This is a genomic window from Shewanella waksmanii ATCC BAA-643 (assembly GCF_000518805.1).
GTDB classification, from domain to species: Bacteria; Pseudomonadota; Gammaproteobacteria; order Enterobacterales; family Shewanellaceae; genus Shewanella; species Shewanella waksmanii.
This window is the reverse complement of record NZ_JAEH01000050.1, coordinates 23,434-35,911: the sequence shown is the minus strand read 5'-3', so window position 1 is coordinate 35,911 and position 12,478 is coordinate 23,434. Positions and strand designations below refer to the sequence as shown.

The window sequence follows — 12,478 nt, the reverse complement described above, 5'->3', positions numbered from 1 at the left end:
GCTCAATGGAATTCTACTGTTTTGAATTCACTTCGTTCATAAAGAAGTTGGTGAATTCAATAACTACATTTCTGTAATTACATATTGCTATGAACACTCACTATTTCTAGTAAAGAATCATTGAGTAAAATTTTTGATTACCCGCTTTACGAATAAAGAATGGTAATTTCGAATAACTCAACACCTGTGAGTGTCCACACAGATTACTTGATAAATTGTTAAAGAGCGTTAGCGCATCTCGGTAGTTCCAAGTGGCTAGGGCTGCGTATTCTACTGATTGCGACTTTGTCGTCAACCCCTTTTTTGAGATTGTTTTAAAAAATCACATCAAAAGAGCAAAAATCGAACAATGACCTCATTTTTTAATCAAATTGTCATCATTTTTAGAAAAATGATCAGCATTAAACCGGTCATTCATGGCCAAAATGCCGAAAGCGAACAAATCAGTGTGGCTATAAACATGGCTAGGTTCCCCTGTTTATAGCCTACAATTTTAATAGCGAAGCTTTTTTGGGCTGATTAAATCAATCGGTTTATAGCGTTGCTAGATAGCCAGGAACATCAGCGATAGAGTCAACAACCACTGTAGCGGCTTTAATCGCATCTTCTGTTACTTCTTTACCGGTGCGGACTAAAATACGGTGTGGAATTCCTGCAGCTTGAGCAGCTAGCATGTCATCACGTTTGTCGCCTACCATTGCCGACTGACCTAAATCGATTTTAAGGAACTGTGCAGCAGACAGCATCATACCCGGCTTAGGTTTCCGGCAATCACAATCAATCTTATAGTCGCCAGTCCCTTTTTCAGCATGGTGCGGACAATAATAGATACCATCGAGCTCAACGCCTTTATCAGCAAAGTTCCAATCCATCCATTCCGTTAAACTATGAAACTGCTCTTCGCTGTACATTCCACGGGCAATACCTGATTGGTTTGTCACAACAGCCAATAGATAACCCATTTTCTTGAGTTCAGCACAGGCTTCAAAGACACCTTCTACATATTCAAAGTCATCCACTTTATGGACATAACCATGATCTATGTTGATAACTCCGTCTCTGTCTAAAAATACCGCTCGTTTCACAATAATATCTCTTCGCTATGCAATGGCGGCTATTATTTCATTCATTAATTTAAATTGCACCGTCAACTTGCTATAAAGTGTGGAATCACGTGTAATGAATACAATATACCAAAAAGACACATCCTGAACGCCTAGGGTGGATAACAACCAGTGGAGCCCTGACAATGTCAGACGTACATCAACAAAGAAGAGCAGCCGTTTTAGCTAAGCTGCCTAGCAATAGCATAGCGATTGTCGTTGGTTACCAACAAAAGGTAAGAAGTAAGAATATTAAGTATCATTTTCGACAAGACAATGACTTTCTATATCTAACTGGATTTGCAGAGCCTGATGCAGTTGCCGTACTTGAGAAAGAGAGTGGTCGCTACCACCTATTCTGCCGTCCTAAAGATCCAGCACAAGAAACAAATTTTGGCACAAGAGCCGGGATTGAAGGTGCAAAATTACAATTTGGTGCTGATGATGCCTATGCTATTGATGAGCTAGAAAAGACACTTCCTTCGCTCATCGACAATTGTGACCATCTTTATATAAGTGATGAACTCGGACGCTTTGATCAGCACTTAATCAACTGGTGCCGCCATCAACGTCACCATTCCGGTTTTGACATACCTAAACGCTATACGACTATCACACCTCTCGCATCAATAGTTCATCCGATGCGAGTCGTAAAAGGCCCCGATGAGCTTGCACACATTCGCTCAGCAGTGACCGCATCAATAGCAGGGCACAATGCAGTTATGCGAGCCTGCAAACCGGGTAAAAATGAACGTGAACTTGCCGCTTTGTTCGACTTTACCATCGCGCAGCACGGATGTAATGAAGTGGCTTACCCAAACATTGTAGCCGCAGGAAATAACGCTTGCTGCTTACATTATGAAGATAACTGCAGCCCGTTACAGCAAGGACAAATGCTACTCATTGATGCCGGTGGCGAATATCAGCATTATGCAGCCGATATCACTCGTAGTTACCCTGTCAATGGTCAATTCAGTGCAGCACAGAAGTCCATTTACAATATCGTATTGTCAGCACTTGATGCCGCCATTGCCAAGGTCAAACCTGGTACGCCTTGGCATCAACTGTATGATACTTGCATGCAGGTGATGGCCGAAGGTTTACTCAACATTGGCTTATTGGAAGGTGATTTAGATGAAATCATGGCCAAGGAGAGTTATAAACGCTTTACCGTACATAAAACCGGACATTGGCTAGGTATGGATGTACATGATGTCGGTCCGTATCACGACAGCGATGGCAAGTGGCGTACGTTGTCACAGGGCATGGTCTTTACGATAGAACCTGGTATTTATATCCCAACTGACGCACTGGATGTTCCGGTAGAGTACCGTGGTATGGGAATACGCATAGAAGATGACATCTTAGTTACCGATGAAGGGCACGAAAACTTATCTAAGTCTCTGCCACGCACAGTTGCTGAGATAGAATCATTAATGAATCCTCTATAGCTAACTATAATTAAGGCGAACCATCAACAGGTTAATGGTTCGCCTTTGCAATTATCAATTCTAATCAAACAATAGCCGTAGAATGCTTTTTTGTTGTAACTAACATTCACAAAAACTAGCAACCATAGCGCTCAATTCTATAGGGAGTTAAATCAATATCAGGCTGCCTACCTTGGATCTCTTGCTTTAGTAGTTTGGCTGTCACAGCAGACCATGTCAGCCCAAGATGCTGATGCCCAAATGAAAAGTAAACATTGCTATGTTTTGGACTCCGTCCGAGTACCGGCAAGCTATCGGGCAGAGACGGCCTAAACCCTAGCCAACGAATGCCATCTTCAACACTGGCTTGAGTAAATAGTGCTGGCAGTAGCGCTTTAGCATGGGGTAATAGACAATCGGCTCGCGCCTCAACTAACGGCGCATCCAACCCACCAAACTCTACTGTACCTGCTAGGCGTGTGCCCTGCTCCATTGGCGTGATGATAAACTTACGATTGTATGACGCGACGGGCCTGGATAAACGGCTATGCTGCGGCATCATCAAATGATAACCCCGTTCGGTCTCCAGCGGCACATTATAACCAAGATGTTTGGCAAAAGGTTTAGACCAAGCGCCCGCGGCAACTAATAAGCTAGCGGCAAAGTGTCGATCGCCAGACTGCATAGTCAGCTCAACACCCGCGTTCGCAGTGGGCGTATTAACTGCCGCAACCGATTCAATCCGCATTTTGCCACCCGCCGCAACAAACTTTGCTGCTAAAGCCTGACACAAACGCATCGGATCTGCGCTATGGCCAACATCAGTAAAATACAGGGCATGGGTAATGTTATCACTTAAACTCGGTTCTAAAGCCCGTACTTGTGCACCATCAAGTAATTGTACGGCCACGCCTGTTTCGCTATAAGCACGGTATTGCGCCTCGACTTCTGTGAGTGGCGTACTTTCAAATACCAACAAACTACCATTGAGCGTTAGCAATTCTTCGCAGTCGCAATAGCGCACTAAGTCCTGCATTGCAGCAATTGCGGCTTTATTAAGCGCTGTGATCCCTTGCTGATTCTGCTTACGTTTGCTTGGCAGCATATTAACCAAGAATCGACAGAACCAAGGTAAAGCCTTGAAGAAGTAGCGTGGCTGAATGCGAAATGGCCCAAGGGGGTCAAGTAGCATTCCTGGTAACTTCAGCAGCATGGCAGGATCTGCCAACGGAAACATTTGCTCGGTGGCAAAGTGGCCGGCATTCCCCTGAGAAGCGCCGGCCCCTGGGCCCTCTTTATCAATAATGGTGACTTGATAACCCACACGTTGCAGCTCTATCGCGGCAGCAAGGCCAACAATACCCGCCCCTATAATGGTAATGCTTCTATCGCCTTTAACCATTTCATTGCACTGTTGCGTCTCTAAACTCATGTTCACAATTCCTTGTTGTTAACCTGCGTATGAATCAGCGCAACATAAAACCATGCTGAAATTGGTCTTGTGGATCGACGATAAATTGATGTTTGCCGGTAATATAGGAGCGCCCGGCAACCTCTGGAATAACAGCTTGTTTGCCATGAAAATTGGTCGTCTCAGTGGCACTAACAATCATTCTGCCATCGACAATACTTTCAATCATTAGCGGTGTATTAAGGCCAACTTCACCCTTGGCATGCAGCAAGGCTATACGACCTGCTACGCCGGTTCCGGTTGGTGAACGATCTACCTCGCCGTCGGCAAATACACATACATGCCGAGAATGTGCTTCTACATTAGTAACTTTTTTTGAAGTGAAGATTGTGCCATATAAAAAGCTCAAGTCCGGCTCTAATGGATGCGTTAAAGGGTGGCTTGCCATCACGGCATTTTTAATCCGTCTGCCCACATCAATTAATTGCGCTACATTGTCTGGCCTGCAATCAAAGCCATACTTATCAGCATCTACATAAGCATAATATGCACCACCGAACCCAATATCATAATCAAACGAACCAAGGCCTGGCACGGTAACATTGCAGTCCAATGCTTCAGCCCAAGAATCAACATTCTTAAAGCTTGCTATCAGCGCTCCTTGGCTGTCACGATAGGCTTGGGCTGTAATAAGCCCAGCCGGTGCATCAATTTTTATCACCCTAGGCTCAGTACCAACTTCGATAGTATCGGTATCTGCTGCGACTTTTACCAACGCCAGAATACCGTGACCACACATACTGCTATAGCCTTCGTTATGCAAAAACAGTACCCCAAAGTCAGCACCTTTAGTCACAGGCGGCGTAAGTATGGCGCCGTACATATCCGCATGTCCCCGAGGCTCATGCATCAGTAATTTTCGGTACTGATCTAAATGTTGCGTCACATATTGTCTTTTTTGGAGAATCGTCTCACCTTCAAGTGCTGGATAGCCTGAGGTGATAATTCGCAGCGGTTCGCCTTCAGTATGTGCATCAAGCGTGGTGAATTGTTGACAGTTATTAAGCCAGCTTTGACTAATATCCAATAGACGCATGTGCTTTTCCCTCTTATTATTTGTATGCAATATATCGTATCTCGGTGCCCCAAAAAACCAATAATCTAACAAAGGGGTTTTCTTCGCCGAGAAATTGTATACAATATACTATAACTTTTGGAACAATCCAAAAATTGGTATAACTTTATTTTCGCATCAAACTTATAGTGAAAAAGCAACAAGAGGTCTCAACATGAAAGTAAACTGGCAAGGTGTATTCCCAGCAATCTCAACGCAGTTCAACGATGACGGTTCTATTAACTACGAATCAAATGCTCGGATGCTAGAAGACCTAATTAGAGATGGTATTGATGGAATCATCGCCCTTGGCACTATTGGTGAAAATGCTTCGCTAACACCACAAGAAAAGCGTGACTTCATCAAGCACACAGTCGACACCGTTAATGGCCGCATATTGGTACTTTCAGGTTGTACTGAAAACACCGCTGAAGCCGCTTCTGCATATGCGCAAGATGTTGAAGAACTAGGTATTGATGGCTTAATGCTGCTTCCTGCCATGGTTTACCGTGGTACAGACCGCGAAGTAGTCGCTCACTACCAAACCGTTGCACGTGCGACTAAATTACCTATCATGATTTACAACAACCCAGTGGGTTATGGTGTTGATATCAACCTTGATATGACAGCAATTTTAGCGGAAGAGCCTAACATTGTGGCCATCAAGGAATCGACTACTGATACTCGCCGTTTAACAGAACTGCAAAGTCGTTTCGGAGACCGTTTCAACATCCTATGTGGTGTTGATGATATCGCCCTAGAAAGTATCTTCCTTGGTGCAACGGGTTGGATTTCAGGTTTAACCAACGTATTCCCTCGCGAATCAGTCACTCTTTTCAAGCTCGCTCGTGCGGGTCGAATTGAAGAAGCGCGTGAAATCTATCGCTGGTTCATGCCACTGCTGCGTCTAGATACCATTCCAACATTAGTTCAGTGCATCAAATTTGCGGAACAAATTGTAGGTCGAGGCAGCGAGAACGTGCGTATGCCGCGTATGACCCTCATTGGCGAAGAGCGTGCTTATGTTGAGCAGGTCATCAAACAAGCAATGGCCACTCGCATCGACCTTGATAAATATAACTTGGACTAAACCAAGTTATTAGGCCAGGGGGGCGGCTTAACATCGCCCCTCTTTGCCCACCAAAACAAACATACGGAGTATGGCTCGAATGTTAAAAGGTACTTTCTTTTGCGTCGATGCTCATACTTGCGGAAATCCAGTGAGATTAGTGACCAGTGGTCACCCTAACCTTACTGGACGCAATATGAGCGAAAAGCGCCAGCATTTCCTGAACGAATACGACTGGATACGCAAAGCGCTAATGTTTGAACCCCGCGGACACGACATGATGTCTGGGGCTTTTTTGTACCCTCCCTGCAGTGATAACGCAGACGCTTCCATTTTATTTATTGAAACCAGCGGCTGCCTGCCCATGTGCGGACATGGCACTATAGGTACTATCACCGCCGCCATCGAATCAGGGTTATTAACCGCGAAGCTGCCGGGTAAACTAATCATTGATGTACCCGCCGGCCAGATAAATATCGAATACCAACAAACGGCTGGAAAAGTCGATTGGGTTAAGATCTTTAACGTTCCCGCCTATCTGGCTCATCGAGATGTGATCCTTGATATTCCCGAACTGGGTCCGCTCAAAATAGATGTGTCTTACGGGGGGAACTATTATGCCATTGTCGACCCACAGCAAAATTTCCCAGGCCTTAGACAATGGAGTGCCGCTGACATCCTACGCTGGAGCCCAATAGTGCGCGAAGTAGCTGACAAAGCACTGAGCTGCGTACATCCACTTGATGCCACGGTTAAAGGCGTATCTCACGTGTTATGGACAGGCGATACGCTCACCGAAGGTTCTCAAGGTGCTAACGCAGTATTTTACGGAGACAAAGCCATTGACCGCTCTCCATGCGGCACCGGTACCAGCGCTCGATTGGCTCAGCTTTATGCCAAAGGTCAATTAAAAGTCGGCGATCAGTACACCCATGAAAGCATTATCGGCAGCCAATTTATTGGTCGCATAGAGTCCGCGACTCAAGTGGGCGAATTTGAAGCTATTAATCCAAGTATTCAAGGCTGGGCAAGAATAACTGGTCAAAACGCGATTACCGTTGACGATGACGATCCTTATGCCTTTGGATTTCAAGTCGTATAGTCAGCCTAACAACTTTCAGGAATGAACATGACAGAATTGACACAAATAACAATCACAGGTCAACACTATATCAATGGCCAATGGACTGGCGAAGCCAACGATTTCGCCAGCTTTGATCCTCAAGCTAACCAACCTTTGGCCTGGACTTTTGCCAATGCGAGCGAAGCAGACGTGGATGCTGCGGCCCAAGCTGCTGCCAGTGCATTTATCGAATACCGTAGCAAAACAGCGCAGCAACGAGCTGAATTTCTAGAAGCCATTGCTAGCGAAATAGAATCTGAAATTAGCGCAATCACCTTAGCGGCTAATGCAGAATCAGGTCTGCCTATGGCTCGCTTACAGGGCGAAACGGGTCGCACTTGCGGTCAATTAAGATTGTTTGCCAACAATCTACGTAACCCCCTTCACCATGGCGTGATTGATCAAGCTAATCCTGACCGTGCACCTTTGCCTAAACCTGACACGCGTTTAAGTGTCATTCCTTTAGGCCCAGTTGCAGTATTTGGTGCATCAAACTTTCCATTAGCCTTCTCAACTGCCGGTGGCGATACCGCATCTGCACTGGCAGCTGGCTGCCCAGTGATAGTAAAAGGTCATCCGGCCCACGCCGCCACCAGCGAACTGGTTACTCGCGCTATCGCCAAAGCAATAAGTCGCTGCGATATGCCAGCAGGTGTATTTGGTTTAGTTCAAGGCCGAACGGCAGAAGTATCGACACAACTAGTCAACCATAAATCAATTCAAGCGGTTGGCTTTACAGGCTCTTTAAAGGTCGGCCGAATTCTAGCCGATGCCTGCGCAGCACGACCACAGCCAATTCCATTTTATGGGGAGCTCGGTTCAACCAATCCGCAGTTTTTACTAAATGGCATCCTATCTGAACAAGCAGAAAAATTGGCACAGAATCAAGTGGCTTCAATGATGATGGGACATGGTCAGTTCTGTACAAGCCCAGGGGTAATCATCGCCGTTAAAGGTGATGCACTCACACGCTATCTTGCTGCTATGGCCGAATCACTGGCTGAACAAGCGGCAAACGCGATGCTAACTCCTGGTATCGCTGCGGCTTATCAAGCTCAAGTGCAGGAGCTACTCGATAAAAACACCGTCGGCTTAATCGCTCAAGGACGCTCAAGTGAAGCGGCGCATCAAACTCGCCCCTGCGCTGTAAAAGTGACAGCCGAGGCCTATTTAACAGATACGGTATTGCAGCAAGAAGTGTTTGGCCCCTGCGCCATTGTGGTCGAGTGTAGCAACCTTGATGAAATGCTGGCTATTGCCGCGTCGTTGGAAGGACAATTGACTGCGACAATTCATGGGCTTGAAAATGAGCTGCCCTCACAAACAAGTTTGATTGATGCCGTCACTTATCGTGTTGGACGGATCATTTTTAATCAAATGCCTACTGGTGTTGAGGTTTGTCACTCGATGATGCATGGCGGCCCTTACCCGGCGAGCACCGACGTACGCAGTACCTCAGTCGGCAGCGAAGCGATAGCGCGCTACCAGCGACCAATATGTTACCAGAACATGCCGCAATCAATCTTACCTGATGCACTTAAAGATAATCACCCACAGGTGAATAAGTTTTAAATCATCATTTTTCATAAAGGGAAACCACGGTTTCCCTTTATTTATAGTGTTATAAGCGGTAATCTTAGGCGGATAACTTAAAATAACGACAAAAATGATACGGGAACTATGAGCCGAAATACCCCCATCGTCCATAAGACACGCACACAAGTTGTGGTCGAAGTGCTGAGGGAAAAGATCCTTTCAGGCGACATCGCTGCAGGTGAACCTCTTCGTCAAAGCGCTTTAGCCGAAGAGTTAAATGTCAGTCGAATCCCAGTTCGAGAAGCGTTATTGCAGCTCGAAGCAGAAGGTTTGGTTAAATTCGAAGCTCACAAAGGTGCGACAGCCACCGAGCTATCAGTCGACCAAGTCACCGAGTTGTTTGAATTAAGAGCACTTATTGAAACTGACTTATTGGCAAAAGCAATTCCTAATCTGCAAGATGAAGATCTATTGCAAGCCGAGAAGTATTTAACAGAATTAGAAACGGCGTTTAAACAAGAAGATGCAGTTAGCACTTGGAGTGAGCTCAACACCTTATTCCACACTTGTTTGTACAAGCCTGCAAATCGACCTCATACCCTAGAAGTCGTCCATGGTCTAAATACTAACTGTGACCGCTATATTCGCCTACAATTGTTATTGGCTGGCGGCATACCACGAGCGGCACAAGATCATCGCGACATGCTGAGCTATTGTAAAAATCAACAAATCGATGAAGCGGTTGAGTTATTGCGCGCGCATATATTGCACGCTGCAGACGCCATCCGCGACCTAGTAGCACAACAAGTCGACTAGGTCACATTTGACTAGCTTGCATTTTGCTAGGCTTAATTATTAGTTTGACTAGGCAGAGCTGAGGTTCTGCCTTTTATTTCTTGAGAGAATACCACATGCAGTACGCCACAATTACCGGCTGGGGAAAATGTGTTCCGCCCGCCACACTGACTAACCATGATTTAGCCACTTTCATTGACACTTCTGATGAGTGGATCAAGCCGCGCACCGGTATTAGTCAGCGCCACATTAGCCATGTTGACACCTCTGAAATGGCGTCGGTAGCGGCTAAGCGTGCACTGGCGGCAGCGGGGATTGATGGCAGTGAAATCGATCTAATTATTTTAGCCTCTGCTAGCCCTGATACGCTGATCCCCAATATTGCATCAACCGTACAAGCCAATATTGGCGCCAGCTGTGCTGCATTTGATATCAATGCTGCGTGCAGCGGCTTTTTATATGGATTGGGTTTAGGTTCATCACAAATAAAAAGTGGCCAAAGCAAAAAAGTATTGGTGATTGGCGCCGAAAGACTGTCTTTTTATCTTGACTGGTCTCGACGTGAAACCGCAGTGCTGTTTGGTGATGGCGCAGGTGCCGTGGTGCTTGAAGCAACGGATAAAGTTGAAGGTGTTTTAGGTTACGAGCTAAATAATGATCCCGCTGGCCGCGATATCCTTAAAGCTGGCTTCGGTACCGCAATGGATCGTTTTAACGCTGCATCACTTGATTTCTATATTGAGTTTAATGGCCAAGAGATTTTCAAGCGCGCGATTGCCGGTATGGGCAAACTCAGTACCGCCGTATTAGAGAAATGCGCAGTGAATAAAGATGATGTTGACTGGGTGATTCCTCATCAAGCCAATGAGCGTATTATCGATACCTTGATTAGTCGCATGAAAATTCCGAAAGAAAAAGCTGTGGTTAATATTGCCAACTATGGTAATACCTCAGCAGCGACCATCCCTATCGCGATTTGCGATGCTTTAGAAAAGGGCATGATTAAGCCGAATCAAACCATATTGTCTTGTGCATTTGGTGCCGGTTTAACTTCGGCAGCAGCACTCATTAAGTGGGGCGATCGCGTAACGCCAATCAGCTCTTCTGATGCTGAATTACCGCCATGTGAACAAACCGGAATTGAATTGGTGAGCAAAGCGGTCAAACATTTTTGCTCAGATAAATAGCCATTTGATTTAGTTAAAAACGCCAGCTCTCGCTGGCGTTTTTTTATGCTTAATTATACCAATCAGTATAAACATTTAGTCACTCAGCGAGAGTTTAGCGGTTCTGAGGCAAGGTCCTTAAATGCTCCTGCATTAACGACATTCACCACATCCATGTGGCTTGCAACGAGTGAAGAGCATAGTTGTTCTACGGTTAAGCTCGTTAACACAGCATCAGAATCGCTAAAACTCGCCATTCTGGCGCGTTTTAGGCTGCCTACTTCTGCGTTGAATAATTTCGCAAGGGAACAACCATTGTTTCAATCATTCGCCTTGAATTAGTTTGCCCAAAGCGCGCTGAGTAGATCAAATTCTTATACTGATTGGTATTACAAGCTAAACATCGCCTCGTCCCAGTAAATATTGTCGGCAAAGTGTTCGGCAATCAGCTGATTAAACTCATTAAAGCTCGAAATAGCTCGCTCTTCGTTGGTGAGACAAGCCCAGACAAACCTATGACAGTTATTGTCCAATAGATCGTACTCTCGGTACTGATAGATTGACCGCTTGGCCCGTTCTAACATGGTTTCATCGACTAAAGGTTGGTGGCGATGATCGCACGCTAAATAAATTTTACTGCCTGTGCGCCCGGCTAAAAACCGTTGCGTCGACACTGCCCTCACTAAGCCACTACCATGCAGCTCTATAAGCGTATGTTCATCAAGCCAGATTGCGGTGTGCTCTATTACCCCATAAACAAAACAACACACTATGGAGCCGGGTTTTGGCCTCACTTTTATTGCGCTACTTTGCCACAGGCTTGGATTCAAGCTTGCACCTTGGCTACTGCTAGAGTCACGCTTGCCTAAGCGTCGTTGAGATTCTATGGTTTTACGCTTTTCACGCTGGTCCGCCAGTACTACCGCACCAATCACTGCTCCACCCAACCAAATTAAAGGTAATGCCATAAAAGCCTTGTAAATTATTCATCTGTAATAGCTATAACATAGGCAAATGTTTACCGAATCAGCAAACCAAAAGTGTAACTAAATCTGCACCACAAAAATTCAAACGATGAATCACCAAGTCGATTGCCGAGACTAGTGGTATGAGACCAAGGTGAAAATAGGTTGATAATCAACTGAGTTTAAACTAGTTTTTAATTAGCACTGTTTTACAAGGATGATAAATGAAAGGTATTATTTTTTCTGAATTTCTCAATCTGGTCGAAGACACTTTTGGCTTAGAGGTGTGTCAAAAAATGCTAGATGAGAATCAAAATGACGGCGTATATACCAGTGTGGGCACTTACGATCATCGCGACCTAGTCAAACTGATCATCACCCTAAGCCAACTCACTGGTGTCGATGCTGAAGAACTGCAGCGCGTATATGGCAAAGCTATTTTTATTCGCCTGTATCAAAGCATGCCCGGTTTACAAGGCCAGGCGAGCTCAACCTTTCAGTTTGTAAAAAGTGTCGAAGAGTACATTCATATTGAAGTGAAGAAGCTCTATCCTAATGCCAACCCGCCTAAATTTACGTTTATTTCCGAGTCCAATGCCCAACTGGTTATGGATTATCACTCAGCTCGGTGTATGTCTCATGTCTGTTTTGGACTACTGCAAGGCTGTGCCGAGCATTTCAATGAGCAAATGAACATCGATATGCAACCACGCGATGATGCCGGCTCAGAAGTTCGCTTCGTGCTCAATATCGTATAACTAAAGAG

General features: G+C 45.4%; 12 protein-coding genes. 7 read left to right on the top strand and 5 right to left on the bottom strand.

From position 1 onward, the window contains the following. Window positions 1–533 precede the first annotated feature (533 nt). Window positions 534–1,085, bottom strand: a complete 552-nt coding sequence (gmhB, locus tag L865_RS0117015; protein ID WP_028774348.1) for a D-glycero-beta-D-manno-heptose 1,7-bisphosphate 7-phosphatase — start codon at window positions 1,083–1,085, stop codon at window positions 534–536. A 164-nt stretch (window positions 1,086–1,249) separates the two neighbouring features. On the opposite strand from gmhB, the gene L865_RS0117010 reads away from it, so the two are divergent. Beyond that, window positions 1,250–2,554, top strand: a complete 1,305-nt coding sequence (locus tag L865_RS0117010) for an aminopeptidase P N-terminal domain-containing protein (RefSeq protein WP_028774347.1) — start codon at window positions 1,250–1,252, stop codon at window positions 2,552–2,554. Window positions 2,555–2,669: 115 nt separating this feature from the next. Here L865_RS0117010 and L865_RS0117005 read toward each other — a convergent pair whose 3' ends face one another. Both L865_RS0117005 and L865_RS0117000 read right to left on the bottom strand, forming a co-directional pair. Then, complete coding sequence (locus L865_RS0117005; protein WP_051484667.1) at window positions 2,670–3,965, bottom strand: NAD(P)/FAD-dependent oxidoreductase; 1,296 nt, start codon at window positions 3,963–3,965, stop codon at window positions 2,670–2,672. A gap of 34 nt (window positions 3,966–3,999) precedes the next feature. Continuing rightward, window positions 4,000–5,040 (bottom strand): proline racemase family protein, encoded by a 1,041-nt coding sequence (locus tag L865_RS0117000; protein WP_028774345.1) that lies wholly within the window; start codon window positions 5,038–5,040, stop codon window positions 4,000–4,002. A 193-nt stretch (window positions 5,041–5,233) separates the two neighbouring features. Between L865_RS0117000 and dapA the strand changes: the two genes are divergently transcribed. The 5 genes from dapA to L865_RS0116975 all read left to right on the top strand — a co-directional run bounded on the left by dapA (window position 5,234) and on the right by L865_RS0116975 (window position 10,768). Continuing rightward, window positions 5,234–6,148, top strand: coding sequence for a 4-hydroxy-tetrahydrodipicolinate synthase (dapA, locus tag L865_RS0116995; RefSeq protein ID WP_028774344.1), 915 nt, complete (start codon window positions 5,234–5,236; stop codon window positions 6,146–6,148). Between the two features lie 79 nt (window positions 6,149–6,227). Next, window positions 6,228–7,229, top strand: coding sequence for a 4-hydroxyproline epimerase (locus tag L865_RS0116990; RefSeq protein WP_028774343.1), 1,002 nt, complete (start codon window positions 6,228–6,230; stop codon window positions 7,227–7,229). Between the two features lie 27 nt (window positions 7,230–7,256). Further along, a complete protein-coding gene (locus L865_RS0116985; RefSeq protein WP_028774342.1) occupies window positions 7,257–8,822 on the top strand; it encodes an aldehyde dehydrogenase (NADP(+)) in 1,566 nt (521 codons plus the stop codon). A 108-nt stretch (window positions 8,823–8,930) separates the two neighbouring features. Continuing rightward, window positions 8,931–9,602 (top strand): GntR family transcriptional regulator, encoded by a 672-nt coding sequence (locus L865_RS0116980; RefSeq protein ID WP_028774341.1) that lies wholly within the window; start codon window positions 8,931–8,933, stop codon window positions 9,600–9,602. 95 nt (window positions 9,603–9,697) lie between these two features. Continuing rightward, the gene (locus L865_RS0116975) at window positions 9,698–10,768 is read left to right on the top strand and encodes a ketoacyl-ACP synthase III (protein ID WP_028774340.1); all 1,071 of its coding nucleotides are present in this window, start codon (window positions 9,698–9,700) and stop codon (window positions 10,766–10,768) included. Between the two features lie 83 nt (window positions 10,769–10,851). On the opposite strand, the gene L865_RS25600 is transcribed toward L865_RS0116975, so the two are convergent. Next, on the bottom strand, window positions 10,852–11,004 hold the full coding sequence (locus L865_RS25600) for a hypothetical protein (protein WP_157577641.1): 153 nt from the start codon (window positions 11,002–11,004) through the stop codon (window positions 10,852–10,854). Between the two features lie 132 nt (window positions 11,005–11,136). Next, window positions 11,137–11,715 carry a C40 family peptidase gene (locus L865_RS0116970; protein WP_028774339.1) on the bottom strand — a complete coding sequence of 193 codons (579 nt, stop codon included), beginning with the start codon at window positions 11,713–11,715 and terminating at the stop codon, window positions 11,137–11,139. A gap of 221 nt (window positions 11,716–11,936) precedes the next feature. On the opposite strand from L865_RS0116970, the gene L865_RS0116965 reads away from it, so the two are divergent. Next, entirely contained in the window at window positions 11,937–12,470 is a 534-nt protein-coding gene (locus L865_RS0116965; protein ID WP_028774338.1) for a heme NO-binding domain-containing protein, read from the top strand. Window positions 12,471–12,478 lie beyond the last annotated feature (8 nt).